The organism is Candidatus Seribacter sulfatis (assembly GCF_964187635.1).
GTDB lineage: Bacteria > Verrucomicrobiota > Verrucomicrobiia > Opitutales > Seribacteraceae > Seribacter > Seribacter sulfatis.
The window spans coordinates 12,798-28,722 of record NZ_CAXLMO010000038.1 but is presented as its reverse complement, the minus strand read 5'-3'; the positions used below and the strand labels follow the sequence as shown (position 1 = coordinate 28,722).

Here is a 15,925-nt window from a genome sequence, read left to right as displayed (position 1 = left end):
TAAAATTCCTGACATAATATAGATTGAAAGTGTTCTTAAATTATCTTATTCTATAAAAATGCCTAGATTTGAAAGACCGAGAGCATCGACGATTGGAACCCCAGTTTACCACCGGAGGAGAAGAGACTGGAAAGATGATCGAGACTTAATTGAAGAAGTTGCCGCATCGGTAAATAAATTGGATGGACCATACGAGTACTATGATAAGGGCGTATTTGCATTCAGGGAAAAAGTAAAAGGATACAGAGAAGTTGGATATGAAAATAATAAAAATGTTTTCTACCTTGGTATATGGCTTCGAGAGAAGCTGAGCGAAATGTCTAGAAAGCAAGCGAGTTACGATCTTCGCGTCCACACGATTCCTTTTCCAGAAGACCTTGAACCTGCTATTTTAAAAATTGAAAACAAAACATTCAATCCAGCACAAAATAATAACGAGACACTCTCTTTGGACACTCTCTTTCCAGATCCTCACCTGCGGAGTTTTGCGAGAGAAAGAATGCAGATGCTTCATCATGGCGACTTGATCGCCTACCTTTCATCCCTTGTGCTAAAAGAAAAAGAATCATTATTAAGTAATTCTGCTTCGATTATGGATCTGATTCATATTTGTGAATACAAGTTATTGGCCCTTAAATTGGAGGTAAGAAAGAGATACTCAGTCGGCGAAACAGATTTGTGGATTCCTTCCTTATCACTTGGAGTTGAAATTAGAAATACTTGGGAAAATAGTGACGAAATTTCTTTAATTCAAACACTGAGCGATACCAATTTCAGACTCCAGTCACGTCATCTCGTCGTAGTAGTGCCAGACGACATAAGCGACGAATCATTCGAATTACTTCGTGCAATTGAAAGAAGGCAGGTGATTGAGAACCTATCCATTATCCGAGTCGGAGACTTTTCTGAGTATGTATCAAAAATTCAGGAAAGTGAAAAAGTAAGAAGCTAACTTTGAGGTGTAATTTCCTCTTTTATTAGTCGTCCAGTTCGATCCCACAAACGACGTCCAATATACTTCCCTTCACTCCAGTAAGCCTCTTCCCTTATTACTCCATTGGGCCACCATCTCGATTTAACCCCCACGAGGACACCTTGATCAAAGTTTGCCTCAAGGGCTCTTTGCCCATCGGAGAAATTCCTGACTTGTTGCCCATGGGGTAATCCTCTGTAATAAGAGGTTTTTAACGAAAGTGATCCATCGGAGAAATTTTCAATCACAGTACCGGTAAAAGGTTCGTCCCATAAATCTTTACGATATAGACGACCATTTTTTTGGGTAACTGCTTCGCGTTGCTCAATCGTGGGAAAGGTCGCAATCGGTTTTTCAAAATCGGCAAATATTTTGACTACATCACGATCTTTTGAACTAAATCGATCATCGATCACCAAATCTTCGCTCTTCTCTACTTCAATGAAAGCGGTTTCTGTGTTTTGAGTGTCAGATTCGGGATCCTGATCACTACATCCCCCCAAGTAAAAAGTGATCCATACGAACGAAAGAATAATTGATCTCATAATTGATATGGTGAAGAATAGTCCGACTCGTGCAATACGAAAAAAACTTACCGCAATGAAAAACCTATTCTTAATTCGACATGCAAAGTCTTCTTGGGACAACAGCCAAATTCAAGATCACGAACGAACATTAAATGCAAGAGGGCTACAAGATGCCCCCAATATGGGCAAAACACTAAAATCCCTTTACGCTTCTCCAGAAAAAATTATTTCTTCGACTGCATGCCGAGCAAAAGAAACAATCGCATTAATTAAAGCTCAATGGTGTCCTTTACAAAGAGTAGAATATGACAAACTACTATACGAAGGATCCACCTCTACAATTTTGGATAAAATTCAAACATTTCCCTCAGAAATAAGTTCCGTTGCTTTAGTATTTCACAACCCAACCATTACCCATCTCGCGAACTTATTGGGATCGAGTTCAATCTCAAGTATCCCAACATGTGGAGTGGTAATTTTAAGTAGTAAAACCGATAAATGGAATTTTCTCGAAGTGGGAAGTTGTGCAATCGAAAATTTTGAATATCCCAAAAAAAATTGAATTCTATCTTAAATTTTCTTCTGAAAGAATTTTTTCTGCAACACAGCCCAAGGGATCATCGAATTGCTCAAGTCCCTTGTTGATGAAATCAGCACCGGAATTCCTAGGTTCCGGCATTTCCATTAGCAAGTCTACCCATTTACCAATTTCTTCTTTGGAGACTACCTCAGTTGGATCTGTGGGGAATGTAATAACCACACTCTGATTACTGGAGTTTGAACTCAAAGGAGTAGAATCAGAACTCATCATTAAGTTTTCATCCGTTTTTAGATAGTCTTGAATAAATATCACAACAAAATTGTTAAAAATGCCAAGTAGGCAAAATTGATGGTTGTGATTCTAATCGACCTCCTGTGGATTGAACCAAATTTTAATGAGGCTACATCCATGTAGCTACCTCTATAGTCGACCGTATAATCAAAATCTTTAACGAAAAGATTTTGATTCAACCTCTTACCTATTTCGTCGGTTCATCATGAGATACCTCATTTTCCAAAATATTGCATTCTACAGATAGCTTTCTTCCGAAAGAATTCTTTCTGCAACACAGGTCAATGGATCATCAAGTTCGTTACATCCTTCATGAACGAATACTGAAGAGGAAATTTCAGGTTCGGGCATCTCCATTAATTGATCGACCCATTTACCAATTTCTTCTTTGGTAACTTCGTCCTCTGCTTCAGAGGGGAATGAGATCACATCCCGTTGGGTGTTAAATTTAGATGCAGTTTGGTTTGATTCGTCACTCATAGTTAACAATTCCTTTTTATCTAGATAGTCTTGAATAAATATCACAACAATTTGAATTTAATGTCCTAAGACATTGCTTATGGTTGTGATTCTAATCGACCTCCTGTTGATTGAATCAGTAATAAATGAGGCTGCATCCTTGCGGCTAATTATTATAATCGGTCGTTAAACACGCAACTTTAGTAAAAAATCATTTTTTATTTTTCTGAATGAACTTTTCATTTACCGAAGAAAACGCGACACTATCAATATGACAAAAAAATTATCCAAAGCATATTCAAATAAAGAGTTCCTCAATAGCCATGAAGCACGGCCAATCCGAGTACAATGTGAATTAATTGAACCTGAAGTACGGCTGCGTGAACAGGGAGTTGAGAACTCAATCGTTTTTTTTGGATCCGCTCGCTCAAAACCTCAGGAAGAAGCACAGGAGGAACTTTCGTTATTCAAAAAAAGCCTTTCTTCAAAAGCAACAATTTCAGATCAGGATCAAGCGGAACTGGCCCAGAAGGAGAGTATCGTCCTATTGTCCAAATACTATGATGAAGCCGTAAAACTTTCGTTCCGCCTAACAGAGTGGTCCGATACTAAAGAAGTGCCTGGAAATAAATATTATGTTTGTTCAGGCGGTGGACCAGGCATGATGGAAGCGGCAAATAAAGGTGCGACTGAGGCCAAAGGTAAATCAATCGCATTGGGTATAAGTCTTCCGTTTGAACAAGGCGTGAATCAATATGCGACTCCAGAATTATCCTTCGAGTTTCATTATTTCTTTGTACGTAAATTCTATTTTCTTTATCACGCAAAAGCGGTGGTAGTCTTCCCGGGTGGATTTGGAACAATGGATGAACTTTTTGAAACATTAACATTAATCCAAACCAAAAAACTGGGTAAACAAATGCCTATTATTTTATACGGGCGCGAATTTTGGGAAGGACTAATCAATTTTGAACAATTTATTAAATGGGGTGTTATCTCGCCCAAAGATATTGAATTATTTAAAATTGTAGATGATGTGGATGAGGCATTCGCACTCATTACCAAAAACCTAAAAGAAATTAGTTAGATCTAGATTACCCACCCATTTGACAAACCAGGATCTCCCTTCGCCCCCTACAATAAATGTAAACAGGTTTCAAAATCTAAGGGTAATTCGGCTCTAAAAGTAAGTTGTTCAGCACTGACAGGATGAGTCAGTTTCAAACAATGCGCATGAAGCATCACTCGATTAAATCCAGAGTGATTCTTTGCTCCATAGGTTGAGTCACCTGCCAACGGATGACCAAGAAATGAAAGATGGACACGGATTTGATGCGTTCTACCAGTATGAATTTTAACACGCAAAAAACTAAAAGGTCCTTGATATGTTCGAATGGTTTCCCATTCAGTCAATGCCGACTTTCCGTGTTCAACCACTGCCATCCTGGTCCGGTTTTTGGGATGCCTGCCAATTGGTTTATCCACCCTTCCCTTCTCCTCGGGAAGTTCCCCAAAAACTAAGGCAAAATATTCTTTATCCGTCTTCCTTTGCGAAAATTGATCAACCAACGAATAGTAAGCCCGTTCTGATTTTGCGATTACCATAACGCCACTTGTTTCCTTATCTAAACGGTGAACTATACCGGGTCTTTCAGGTGCTCCTACTGGGCATAAACCATTTGGGTAGTGATGGAGCAATGCATGAACAAGGGTATCATCCTTCGTTCCATCTCCCGGGTGAACCACCATTCCACTTGCTTTATTAATTACTACTATTTCTTCGTCTTCATATAAAATAGTAAGGGGGATATCTCTTGCAACTAACGGAATAATGTCATCTCGAGACAGATCTATTACCAATACCTCTCCAGCATAGATCTTTGATTTCGCTACAAGCAATGCCCCCTCTTGTCGTCTAACTTTTTTCCCCTCAATTGCCTTTTGAATTAACGAACGACTTTTATCTGGAAATACCTGAGCAAGAATTTTATCAACCCTTCCCGATAATCCTTCCGGGCAAATAAAAAGTTCCTCAGCCATCAACTCTGTTCATTTTGGATATTTCTTCTTTAATTTGACTGAGAAAACTTTTTTTAGTCGCCTCGGACAAATCGGCAACCTCGAAGCCATTGGATACTAAGTGGGCAATTTCCTGGTAAGAAAAAGATAAGTGATTCACCAAAGAAGTATATTCTTCATTCAATGAATTATTAAAAGATAAAGGGTCATCCGTACTGACAGTGCAACGAATTCCTCTCTTCATAAAATCTTTAATGGGATGGTTTTCCATTCGATCCACTACTCTTAATTTAACATTGCTGATGGGACACATATCAAGGGTAACCTGTTCATCAACCAAGAGTTGCATTACTTCCTCATCTTCAAATGCACGGGTACCATGTTGAATTCTCTTCACCTTTAATTCTTTAACGGCTTGTGACACATTGGAAGCAGGACCAAATTCACCCGCATGGGCCTTTACTGTTTTCCCATGCTCCTGTGCACGTTTCCAAAAAGGAGAAATCCAAGTCTCGAATGGTAACGACTCAAGACCATGTAAATCAATACCGGACAAATTGGACCAACCAATCGCCTGGTCCAATATGGGACCCAAATAAGGGGTATATGCATTACGACTAATGCCAAGAAAAACACGAACCTCAAGTCCCTTTGGAACAGCATCCAGTATCGCATTTAAAATTTCTTCGCCAGGCAGTTTCAAAAATTCAATCATTCCAGCGTGAAAGCTTGTTTCTACATACTTAACATTTTGCTGTATGTGTTTTGAAAAAATTACTTTTGCCGCTTCATGATAACTTTCTGCTGAATCAAACCAACCCATCGCATGTTCGATAAGAATAGATTCAAACTGCTCGAAACTCTGATACTTAAAGTTCGGTTCATGAAAAAAGGGAACCGGATTAAACTTCGCAGGATCTTTTTCAATTAAAAGTTCCCACGGCAGAGCACCTTCAATATGTAAATGGGTCTCTGTTTTGGGCAAAGAGGCAAGGAATTGATTCAATGCCGGCGGGCTCATTTCAGTCAGATTGTGCTATGAATTTTGCAAAAGATAATCAGGATTTAATTTATGTAAATCCACAGGAACAAATTCACCATCTTTTCGAATCATCTCACCATCGAACCAAATTTCACCACCACCATATTCAGGTCGTTGAATGTTTACCATATCCCAATGAACTTGGGATTTATTTCCATTGTTAGCTTCTTCATAGGCCTGTCCAGGAGTGAAATGAAATGAGCCTGCAATTTTTTCATCGAACAAAATATCAAGCATGGGTTCACGAATCATGGGATTAAAGGCGATCGCAAATTCGCCAATAAATCTAGCTCCTTCGTCAGAATCTAAAATTTCGATTAATTTTTCAGAGTTAGCGGATGAACTTGATTCCACAATTTTTCCTTTTTCAAAATGAAGAACGACATTTGAAAAGGAAGTACCCTGATAAATCGTATCTGCATTAAAAGTAATTGTACCCTCTACACTATCGCGAACAGGACAGGAAAAGACTTCTCCGTCAGGAATATTGTGCGTTCCTCCACATGCTACGGCATCGATCCCTTTAATTGAAAATTTCAAATCTGTACCCGGACCAACAATCTTAACTTGATCCGCATTTCGCATACGATTCTCGAGAGCAACCATACCTTCACTCATTCGTCCATAATCCATACAACAGGCATCAAAATAAAAGTTCTCGAATGCCTCACTACTCATTTTTGCTTGTTGTGCCATCGAGGGAGAAGGCCAACGCAAAACGCACCATTTTGTTTTCTGCACACGCCAATCAAGAACAGGTTTCAGTATCTTCATTGCCCGCTTTAAATCTTCCTGTGGGAGGTCAGAATTTTCAAAGACATTTAAAGATCCACGAATCGCTATGTAAGCGTCCATACTCTTCATTCTCTCCATTTCCCAACTGAGAGAAGTTTCAAACTGAATATCCTCTCCTCCCAATATACACTCGCGATCAATCCGTCCATTTTGAACCTGCACAAAAGGAATTGCCTTACATTCTCGGGTCGCACGAATTAGTGCCAAGGTCATATCCTGAGGGATATCAATTGCATGAATCAATACCTTTTCTCCAGGATTTAACTTGGTGGAGTGATAAACTAGAGTGTCCGCTAATTTTTCGTATCTATGATCCATAATTTAAGTAAAGAAATAGCTAGGTGGAATTTTTACAAACCTCGTCGAATGGTAGAACCAGGGAAATTAATTCTTACTCGATAGACTTTCTTCACCCGATTAATAATTTCATAGGTTTTAGGATCAATTCGGGAAGGAACTTCCATTCTTCGAATATCCACAACAGCGGTGAAACCTCTTTCTGTGAAGATATCAATTAACATCGCTACAGCGAGTGGATCATCAAAAACGGAAGCTTCAGAATTAATATAAGCTAAACCAGAAATGGAATGTTTCTCAACGATAGGAATGAATTTACTTTTGATCAAGCCAACGACTTGTTCAAAAAGCTCCGGGTGAAATTTCTGATAAGAATCAAGCCTCTGTACTAAAAGTTGCCTGGCATGTAACGAAAGTTTTTGAGCCAGAGGAATCGAGGAAATTTGGTCATGAGTTAATTCATCCAGTTCCAATGAACTTTGATATTTAAGCTCCTGAATAATCCGTTGCTGAACTTCAATAACCGAGCCATGTGCATTGATGAAATGGTAATGAAATACATCACGCAAAGTGGTAAGAGAATCATAGGTTGACTCCTTAAAGGTTTTGTACCGACTATGTGCTGCCGCTTCATCCAAATCGGTCTTCCGGACCTCTCTTCTTTTCCCCACACCGGAGGCATCCACTTCTGCATTATGATCCAATGACCTTTGACCACGAATAAATTGTCTTCTGACGCTCTCTTCTTCATCAATGAATAGCATGATGATATGAAAACGAGGTTTTGGAAATTGTGCTTCTTGAAAAGTACCAAGATATTTATGTCTTAATTCAGTGAGCCGACGATGAAAAAGTTTCAAACATTCAACCTGGGTCTTTGTTCTTGGGTACCCATCCACAATAGCACCACTCTGATAATTGGGCTCCAGTAAATTGCGAAGTACCAACTTGGTAACTTCACGATCTCCCGCCAGTAGACCCGCATCAATCTTCTTGCGTGCTTCCGGAGAGTTTAACAGTTCGCTGACGATTATTGGCTTCTCAGTCAGGTCACGAAACTCCATGATAAACGCAGTCTGAGTACCTTTTCCCGCCCCCGGGGATCCATTAAGCCAGAATATCTCAGCCGGGAAATGAAGGTTCTCCACTCCGACCTCTTGTTCGAGTTCATGCCAAATCGAGTGAAAAATTAATTGCGCATCTTTTACTTCAAGATCTTCCACTTTCTTTTTCCCTTTGTTTTCAAAATCAGCAGGAATAATGGACTCGTTTGATTGATCCTCAGTGCTTGAAGAACTGTCGGAAGAAATAGGTGGTTCGGGTTTAGATTTTGGAAGCATCAGAATTTTGTGTACATGAAGGGAGTAGTTTCGTCAATAAAAGGACATTTTTAATTAAATCCCTCCCCCGCTCTCATATTCACGCATCTCCAATAAATTATGATCCATTCCCATGGCAGGAGATACATTTTTAATCGTGCCAATTTCTTTGGCCGGAACTCCGGCGACTGAAATATGGGCAGGAACATCATCGAGCACTACACTACTGGCCCCCACTCTAGATCCTTCTCCAATTTCAACATTACCTAGAATCTTAGCTCCAGCACCAATTAAGACACCGGATCTAATTTTGGGATGTCGGTCGCCACGATCTTTTCCGGTCCCTCCCAAAGTCACTTCGTGTAAAATCGATACATTATCTTCAATAACAGTCGTTTCACCGGCCACAAAGCCAGTTGCATGATCAAGTAGAATTCCTTTTCCAATGGTTGCGGCAGGGTGAATATCCACGGAATAAACAACCGCCACTAAGCTTTGTAAATAAAGGGCTAGATCCTTTCGATTTTTTTGCCAAAGAAAATGGGCAACTCGATAACAGCACAGTGCCTGAAATCCTTTAAAATATAAAAAGGGACTGATAAAATCATTACAGGCAGGATCCCTCTCAGTAACGGCAATTAAATCAGATTCAACGCTTTGTAGCATTTCAATATCTTCCTCAAAAGCCTTTTTGATCAAGTCACGAATATCACTTTCTGGCACGCTACTTTTGACTAAACGAGATGCTAATCTCCAACCCAAAGCATCACTTAGACTTTCTCTTTCCAAAATAAACTCAGTCAAAACCTTTGACAGAATTCTTTCTTTGGAGGCAATCTCCCGCGCCTCTTCTACCAAAGTTTTCCAAACCGTTGAATTATTCATGGTAATAAAAAGTTAACATTAAGCACCCGGCTCCACTCCGTAATAAGTTTCTCCAATATTTACTTTTTTTCGGCCCTGAGAAACTCTCCATTTATTAGTATCCCGCAAGGAATAAACGCAACCGCAGTATTCTTGCTGATAAAAATTTTCCCTTTTTGAAATCTCAATCATTCTCTGCGAACCACCGGCTTTCCTCCAGTTGTAAGTCCAATAGTCTAGCTTCTCATAGCGAGCCGCTGCCCGCTCTCCACAACCATTAATTTGTTTCATATTCTTCCACCGTGAAATACCCAGGCTGCTGGAAAACAAATTAAAACCGTGTTCATGTGCATAGAGAGCAGTCCTTTCAAAACGCATATCAAAGCAAACGGTACACCGTGCTCCTCGCTCTGGCTCCCATTCCAATCCCTTTATACGTTCGAACCAATTTCTTACATCATAATCAACATCAATATGATCCACCCCTTTTTTATCACAAAATTTCTTATCCTCGGCCTTGCGGATCTCGTATTCTTTTTTGGGGTGAATATTAGGATTATAAAAAAATACAGTAGGTTGAATTTTTGAATTCAACAAAGTTTCCAACACCTCCCCCTCACAGGGTGCACAACATGAATGTAGTAATAAACGATCTTCCTTGTTGGGGGTTTCTAAAATCGGTACTTCCGCAGTATTCATGATAATTAAAATGAAAGTTGATTATTCCCGTAATGATTCAGCCTTAAGCCCACGACTCATTAAATCCGACAGTGCAAGATAAGGATCTTTCCCTTCATATAAAATACCATAAATCTCACGAAGAATTGGCATTTCAACACCCTGAGAATCACACTTCTCAAAAAAGCATCCAGTTGCCCAATACCCCTCGACAACCGTTTTTTGAGTTCTAATAATATCCTTCGGTGTACCCCCTTTCGCTAACGCGAGTCCGAATCTTCGATTGCGGCTCCATTCGCCCATGCAAGTTCCAATTAAGTCACCAAATCCACTCAGTCCAAAAAATGTTTCGCTCTCACCTCCAAGTGAAATTCCGAGGTTGATCATTTCATTCATACTCCTTGTGAGAAGTGCGGCTCTTGCATTATCTCCTAAACCCAGTCCGTCTGATAAGCCGGTTGCAATGGCGTATACATTCTTCAAACAACTTCCCAGAGCCACTCCGATCCGATCCTCGGATCTATAAATTCTCATTGTTTTAGAACTTAAATTACTCTGCAGTTCAATCAGTTCAGTCTCCTCACAATCCATCGCAAGTACCATCGCAGTGGGCTTATTGACAGCTACATCATGAGCGTGACTTGGTCCTGTTAAATAACCAGAACCAATTTCATTGCCTAGTTCTTCCTGAATCACTTCATGAGCAAATAAATTACTTTTTGGCTCCAGTCCCTTGCATAGTGCGATGCCACCTTTTAAATTCCAAGAATCCTCACGGAATAAACGTACCTGTTTACAAGTGTCACGAAGGGCATGAGATGGACATGCAAAAAAGAGGTATTCGGACTCCATGAGAACGGGGCGTAAGGAACATCCAATTTGTAAGTCCTCATCAAAACAAACCCCAGGCAGGTAATCTTTATTTTCTCGTTCCGAAGAAAGGGTAAGGGCATGTTCAACGCGTCGTGGAATCAACGAGACCGAGTGTCCGCACTTGGATAGATAGACTGCCATTGCAGTCCCCCAGGCACCAGCACCAAGCACGCAAAAGTTCATTTTTTCGCGATTGGGTTACTCCTCGTTTTTTGCACATAGCCAGTGAGGGCATTTAATCCATCGAGACCTAAACTTGCACATGGTTTAACAAAAGAAGGCAGTGGGCTCGGGGTAAGTCCAATTAAATCATGGGTGACGAGTATTTGACCATCACACTTATCGCCACTTCCAATACCTATTAAAGGAGGAAGAATTTGAGTGGCCAATTGAGTGGCAACCCGATCGTCCATCATCTCTGCGATCACGGCAAAACAACCCGCTTCTTCCAAGCTAATCGCATCGGTGTACAAACTATCGGCTTCTTCACGACTTGATCCAAATTTACGATACCCTCCAATCGCCTTAACAGTCTGGGGCAACAATCCAATGTGCCCCATGACTGGGATTCCGGTGGCAACCAGTTTCTCAATATCATCTGCCACATCTTTCCCTCCTTCGATCTTCACTGCATCTGCTCCATTTTGCATAAGTCGACGCGAAGATTCAAGTAATCGATCAAACGAAAGACTCGCTTCACCAAATGGTAAATCTGCGACCACTAAACAACCAGGTTGTCCCCTACGAACGGCAGAAGTGTGATGAACCATATCATCGATCGTAACCGGAATGGTGGTGTCGTACCCCAAAAGGGTAGTTCCTACAGAATCACCTACCAAAATAAAATCGACTCCCGCCTTCGAAACAAGTTTTGACATAATTGCATCATAAGCAGTTAAACCCACTATCGATCTTTTCCCCTTCAATCCGGCAATATATTTGATATTGGGCTTAATCTCGGCGAGATCGACACGATGTCGACGGGGAGAGGGTTCACGTGGAGGCTGCGGGCGAGTCGAAACAACAGGTTCAGTAGCTACTTTGGCACTTTCTACAGGTTGGGGTTTTTCGTCATTCTCCTTAGTAATTATTTCCTTCTTCTCAACGGGCTTGGCAACCGAACTCTTGGTAGCAGGTTTTTTCTCTTTTACTTTTGATAAGGCAACGGGCTTTTTTTTCCTTCTTACCGGCTTCTTAATCTCGGAAGCAGTTTTATCACTCACTACTTCTTTTTTAGAGCCCTCCACAGGCTTTACTTTTTTTTCATCCGGCATGATCAAGACTTTCTTCAAATTTGGTAATATATTTCATAATTAAATTTTTATCATCCTGAGAAAGCGAATTGTTAGATGCCTGTACAGTCTCAAGAATCTGGCCATGCTTCCGGGCTCCCACAATAGCAGAAGTGACTTCTCGGGGACTTAATGCCCAGCACACGGCTAGTTGCCCAATTGTCATCTCTCTTTCTTGTGCGAATAATCGTAACTCTTCTTGCAGAATAAGAAAGGCTTGTAAACCATCTTTACTATGAAGTGGTTTAACCACGGGGTGATCGGTTTTATGCTTTCTCCAATCATTTTGAGGAAGACTATCCAGCCACTGGTGAGAAATTTTACCGGTTAATACTCCGGAGTGCATTGGACTGTAAACCAAAAGACCAGAATTATTTTGATCACACCAACCCAATACATTCTCTTCGATTTTACGGTCCAACATGTTGTACATGGGTTGATTAGAAGACACTGGAGCCACTGCTTGCAATGCCTCCAGTTCAGGCTGCCAACAATTACATACTCCAGCCCAACGGATTTTACCTGCTTTTTTTAAATCCTGTAATGTTTCCCACGCCTCAATCAAATTCTCGGACGGTACTGGCCAATGGATTTGATAAAGGTCAATCCAATCGCGGCCCAACCTTTTTAATGAACCATCCACTTCTTCTAGTATTGTTTCTCTCGAGATAAATCGTTTGGGTTTATTATCCTCCTCGGGGAGCACGCCACATTTTGTTGCTACAATAATACTGTCATCGTTAAATTCACGAAGTGCCTTTCCGACTGCTTCTTCGGCAACCCCAAAACCGTATGCATGAGCCGTATCGATCCAATTAATTCCTTGCTCCAAAGCTTCCAGTATGCAGGAAATTGAATCTTGCTCGTCTTGCTCGCCCCACCCCATCCCCCAATCACCACCACCAATCGCCCAAGTGCCAAGGCCAATTTCAGATAGCAAAAGATCGGAGTTTCCTAATTGATTTTGTTTCATCGCCAAATTTGTTTATTTAATATTACTTCTAACTCCCTATTACACTATCCTTACTCCACACCTTGATCTAGGATATTCTCAAAGGAATTAAAAAAATATGAAAAGAATTTTAATAACTGGAGCCAACCGTGGCATCGGGCTTGAATTGACAAAGCAATACCTATTGCAGGGAAATTTCATCTACGCTTGTTGCAGAGATACAAATAGGGCAAATGAATTACAATCGTTGCAACTGCAATATAAAGGCAGAATTGAAATATTATCCTTAGATGTGGAAGATGAGGTGTCCGTAAAATCCTGTTTTGATGAGTTGGATAAAAACCAAAAATACATCGATCTGCTTTTTAATAATGCGGGTATCATTGACTGGAGTAAACTGGAAGAAGTAACAAGTTCATCAGTCGAGCAGGTCTATAAAGTCAATTTGCTGGGTGCACTTTTGGTGACCAGAAATGCAGTTTCATGCCTCCAACGTTCAACCTCACCTTTAATTATTAATTTATCTTCACGTTTGGGCTCAATTCATTTACGAGGGGATACTCAATTGGGAGGAGCGATTGCATATCAATGTTCAAAAGCAGCTTTAAATATGTTAACCAGGCAGACCTCTATTGATCTTAAACCGTTCAATATAAGAGTGATTTCGCAAAGCCCCGGTTGGGTAAAAACGGAAATGGGCGGACAAGAGGCAAAGTATCATGTAGAGGAGGCAGTTTCGATGATGCTCCATGCACTGGAAAAACTCCCCCATGACAAAACCGGTATTTTCATTGGAGAGGACGGCGAACCAATTCCTTGGTAATAATAAAAGAATTCTTGTTCTCGCGGAACTTAAAGAGCAAAATAAAAGAATGAACATTCATGTACTCATTTTCTCTACTCTTTTTTTAATTTCCAATTCCTTACCAGGAATTGAGATTAATGAAGTAGTGCCAAACTTTCAGGCCGTTAATTCAAAAGGAGAAACTTGGAACTCCAAAAGTTTCTTAGCTAAAAAGCAGATACTTTTATATTTTTATCCTGCTGCGATGACGGGTGGGTGTACCAAGCAGGCATGCTCCTACAAAGATGACTTTCAGAAATGGAAAAAATTGGAAGTGGAGGTTGTTGGCATAAGTGGAGACCAAACCAGTAACCTTTCCTTATTTAAGAAAGCCGAAAAACTTCCATTCACCCTTCTTTCGGATCCCCAAGGTAAAGTTGCCAAGCTTTTTAATGTGCCAATAAGCAAGGGAGGGATAATTGAACGTTTCTTCAAAGGTGATAAATTCACACTTGAAAGAGGAGTGACTCCCAAACGATGGACATTTCTTATTTCTAAATCAGGAAAACTCATTTATAAGAATGAGCTAGTTACTGCATCGGAAGACAGCAGTAATGTAATGCAATTTATTAACAAACAAAATTAATGTCCGAAGAAAATAGCAAGAGTGGAAGCGAACGAAGACTGTTAAAGTCCTCCGCAAAAGTAAGAGAGGTGGATGTCAAAATTGGAAAAAAAGGATTAACACAAAATGTCATCCTTGAAATCCAACTCGTTCTGAACCGAGATAAAATGGTAAAAGTTTCTTTTCGAGACGAACGAGAAAAACGAGTCAAGTTAGTGGAAGAGATCCAAGAAAAGATTGAATCCACCTTGGTTGAATTTGTCGGAAAAACCGCTACCTTTGCATTGTAAATAACATGCAACAGATTTCCCCTCTTCAAAAAGCTAATACCGTACCCAATTTTTCTACTACCGACTCAGAAGGAAATTCTTTTTCAAAAGAAATTCTTTTAGGCCAAAAATACTTACTTTATTTTTATCCTCGCGATAACACTCCCGGTTGTACGGCACAAGCTTGTGGATTCCGCGATCACTATTGCTTTTTTCAAAATAAGGAAATTAAAATCTTTGGTATTTCGGGAGGGAGTAGAATAACGCATGAAAATTTCAGGCAAAAATTTCGATTACCCTTTCCTTTACTTCTTGATGAGCAGAATAAAATAGCCAAGTTATTTGGTGTGTGGGGTGAAAAAAAATTTATGGGGCGTACATTCGAAGGAATTCACCGAGTTTCATTTCTTATTACCAAATCGGGGACCGTAGAAAGCACCTATTTAAAGGTAAAAGCAAAAAGTCACCCCGAAGAACTTGTTCGGGAATTACAGGACAAAAAGAGTAACTCTACTTGATCTGTTGGCTTGTTCGTATGCTTGTTATGCAGACTGAGCCGCTTCAATAATGCCCACAAAAGCACGTGCAGTTAAAGAAGCTCCACCAATTAAACCACCATCCACATCTTTCTGAGCAAGCAAACCAGCCGCATTTTCAGGTTTCATTGAACCTCCATATAGAATACGGATACTGTCCGCCGAAGTATCACCGAACATTTCAGCAAGAACCTTTCGAATCTCTGCATGAACTTCCTGTGCCATCTCATCGGTTGCAGTTTTACCCGTCCCGATTGCCCAAATAGGTTCATAAGCAATGACTAAGTTTTCAATGGAATGAGTAGGAAAATTTTCTAAGCCCTCCCTTACTTGTGTCCTGACAATGTCTAAAGTTTTCCCCGCCTCTCTTTCATCTAAAGTTTCTCCGATACAATAAATCGGTTTTAAATTATTTCCGATCGCAGCATGGATCTTTTGATTTACAATTTGATTAGTCTCTCCAAAGAACTGCCTTCTCTCGCTGTGCCCAAGAATAACAAAACTAACATATAAATCACGAAGCATTTCGGCAGAAATCTCACCAGTATATGCACCAGATTGAGCGGCATTCATATCCTGAGCGCCAAGAAGTACTTCAGACTTCTCGACAGACTCTGATGACTGAGAGAGAGAGGTAAACGGTGGACAAACACACACCTGGACAGAAGTCTGATCGCCTACTGAAGACTTGATTTCTTCGATTAAATCAACCGCTTCAGAAGCGGTTTTATTCATTTTCCAATTACCTGCGATGAGAAATTTACGGGACATTTTAATAGTTTCTTATAG

Annotated in this window: 20 protein-coding genes; 7 read left to right on the top strand and 13 right to left on the bottom strand. The window is 40.3% G+C overall.

Translation table 11 applies throughout. The features are described 5' to 3' along the window. Positions 1–58 precede the first annotated feature (58 nt). A complete protein-coding gene (locus ACKPQ5_RS04400; RefSeq protein ID WP_407677885.1) occupies positions 59–952 on the top strand; it encodes a hypothetical protein in 894 nt (297 codons plus the stop codon). On the opposite strand, the gene ACKPQ5_RS04395 is transcribed toward ACKPQ5_RS04400, so the two are convergent. Next, positions 949–1,518 (bottom strand): toxin-antitoxin system YwqK family antitoxin, encoded by a 570-nt coding sequence (locus tag ACKPQ5_RS04395; protein WP_407677884.1) that lies wholly within the window; start codon positions 1,516–1,518, stop codon positions 949–951. The two genes, ACKPQ5_RS04400 and ACKPQ5_RS04395, sit on opposite strands and share 4 nt — an antisense overlap. A 55-nt stretch (positions 1,519–1,573) precedes the next feature. Between ACKPQ5_RS04395 and ACKPQ5_RS04390 the strand changes: the two genes are divergently transcribed. Continuing rightward, positions 1,574–2,062, top strand: coding sequence for a SixA phosphatase family protein (locus ACKPQ5_RS04390; protein ID WP_407677883.1), 489 nt, complete (start codon positions 1,574–1,576; stop codon positions 2,060–2,062). A gap of 3 nt (positions 2,063–2,065) precedes the next feature. Here the strand turns inward: ACKPQ5_RS04390 and ACKPQ5_RS04385 are convergent, their stop codons facing one another. Both ACKPQ5_RS04385 and ACKPQ5_RS04380 read right to left on the bottom strand, forming a co-directional pair. Beyond that, complete coding sequence (locus ACKPQ5_RS04385) at positions 2,066–2,353, bottom strand: hypothetical protein (RefSeq protein WP_407677882.1); 288 nt, start codon at positions 2,351–2,353, stop codon at positions 2,066–2,068. A gap of 216 nt (positions 2,354–2,569) precedes the next feature. Further along, entirely contained in the window at positions 2,570–2,812 is a 243-nt protein-coding gene (locus tag ACKPQ5_RS04380; RefSeq protein ID WP_407677881.1) for a hypothetical protein, read from the bottom strand. Positions 2,813–3,062: 250 nt separating this feature from the next. Between ACKPQ5_RS04380 and ACKPQ5_RS04375 the strand changes: the two genes are divergently transcribed. Next, positions 3,063–3,878, top strand: coding sequence for an LOG family protein (locus tag ACKPQ5_RS04375; RefSeq protein ID WP_407677880.1), 816 nt, complete (start codon positions 3,063–3,065; stop codon positions 3,876–3,878). Positions 3,879–3,925: 47 nt separating this feature from the next. Here the strand turns inward: ACKPQ5_RS04375 and ACKPQ5_RS04370 are convergent, their stop codons facing one another. The 9 genes from ACKPQ5_RS04370 to ACKPQ5_RS04330 are packed head-to-tail and all read right to left on the bottom strand — an operon-like array spanning position 3,926 to position 12,943. Further along, entirely contained in the window at positions 3,926–4,831 is a 906-nt protein-coding gene (locus tag ACKPQ5_RS04370; RefSeq protein ID WP_407677879.1) for an RluA family pseudouridine synthase, read from the bottom strand. Continuing rightward, a complete protein-coding gene (locus tag ACKPQ5_RS04365) occupies positions 4,824–5,831 on the bottom strand; it encodes an adenosine deaminase family protein (protein ID WP_407677878.1) in 1,008 nt (335 codons plus the stop codon). Before ACKPQ5_RS04365 ends, ACKPQ5_RS04370 begins: the two co-directional genes overlap by 8 nt. Positions 5,832–5,846: 15 nt before the next feature. Then, positions 5,847–6,965: an aminopeptidase gene (locus ACKPQ5_RS04360; protein WP_407677877.1), complete on the bottom strand. Its 1,119-nt coding sequence runs from the start codon at positions 6,963–6,965 to the stop codon at positions 5,847–5,849. Positions 6,966–6,997: 32 nt separating this feature from the next. Then, positions 6,998–8,284, bottom strand: a complete 1,287-nt coding sequence (locus ACKPQ5_RS04355) for a nucleoside monophosphate kinase (protein WP_407677876.1) — start codon at positions 8,282–8,284, stop codon at positions 6,998–7,000. Between the two features lie 54 nt (positions 8,285–8,338). Next, positions 8,339–9,148: a serine O-acetyltransferase gene (gene cysE, locus ACKPQ5_RS04350; RefSeq protein ID WP_407677875.1), complete on the bottom strand. Its 810-nt coding sequence runs from the start codon at positions 9,146–9,148 to the stop codon at positions 8,339–8,341. 18 nt (positions 9,149–9,166) lie between these two features. After that, on the bottom strand, positions 9,167–9,826 hold the full coding sequence (locus tag ACKPQ5_RS04345; protein ID WP_407677874.1) for an epoxyqueuosine reductase QueH: 660 nt from the start codon (positions 9,824–9,826) through the stop codon (positions 9,167–9,169). A gap of 21 nt (positions 9,827–9,847) precedes the next feature. Further along, positions 9,848–10,861: an NAD(P)H-dependent glycerol-3-phosphate dehydrogenase gene (locus ACKPQ5_RS04340; protein WP_407677873.1), complete on the bottom strand. Its 1,014-nt coding sequence runs from the start codon at positions 10,859–10,861 to the stop codon at positions 9,848–9,850. Beyond that, a complete protein-coding gene (gene panB, locus ACKPQ5_RS04335) occupies positions 10,858–11,952 on the bottom strand; it encodes a 3-methyl-2-oxobutanoate hydroxymethyltransferase (RefSeq protein WP_407677872.1) in 1,095 nt (364 codons plus the stop codon). Before panB ends, ACKPQ5_RS04340 begins: the two co-directional genes overlap by 4 nt. Next, positions 11,942–12,943, bottom strand: coding sequence for an aldo/keto reductase (locus tag ACKPQ5_RS04330; RefSeq protein WP_407677871.1), 1,002 nt, complete (start codon positions 12,941–12,943; stop codon positions 11,942–11,944). The genes panB and ACKPQ5_RS04330 overlap by 11 nt, the downstream gene beginning before the upstream one ends. Before the next feature lie 97 nt (positions 12,944–13,040). Between ACKPQ5_RS04330 and ACKPQ5_RS04325 the strand changes: the two genes are divergently transcribed. From ACKPQ5_RS04325 to bcp, 4 genes are read left to right on the top strand one after another with little or no spacing between them, the layout of a single operon-like run. Beyond that, on the top strand, positions 13,041–13,745 hold the full coding sequence (locus ACKPQ5_RS04325; protein ID WP_407677870.1) for an SDR family oxidoreductase: 705 nt from the start codon (positions 13,041–13,043) through the stop codon (positions 13,743–13,745). Further along, positions 13,693–14,352: a peroxiredoxin gene (locus ACKPQ5_RS04320; RefSeq protein ID WP_407677869.1), complete on the top strand. Its 660-nt coding sequence runs from the start codon at positions 13,693–13,695 to the stop codon at positions 14,350–14,352. Before ACKPQ5_RS04325 ends, ACKPQ5_RS04320 begins: the two co-directional genes overlap by 53 nt. Continuing rightward, positions 14,352–14,621, top strand: coding sequence for a YhbY family RNA-binding protein (locus tag ACKPQ5_RS04315; RefSeq protein ID WP_407677868.1), 270 nt, complete (start codon positions 14,352–14,354; stop codon positions 14,619–14,621). Before ACKPQ5_RS04320 ends, ACKPQ5_RS04315 begins: the two co-directional genes overlap by 1 nt. A gap of 5 nt (positions 14,622–14,626) precedes the next feature. Continuing rightward, positions 14,627–15,118, top strand: a complete 492-nt coding sequence (gene bcp, locus ACKPQ5_RS04310) for a thioredoxin-dependent thiol peroxidase (protein ID WP_407677867.1) — start codon at positions 14,627–14,629, stop codon at positions 15,116–15,118. A gap of 24 nt (positions 15,119–15,142) precedes the next feature. Here bcp and tpiA read toward each other — a convergent pair whose 3' ends face one another. Beyond that, a complete protein-coding gene (tpiA, locus tag ACKPQ5_RS04305) occupies positions 15,143–15,907 on the bottom strand; it encodes a triose-phosphate isomerase (RefSeq protein ID WP_407677866.1) in 765 nt (254 codons plus the stop codon). Positions 15,908–15,925 lie beyond the last annotated feature (18 nt).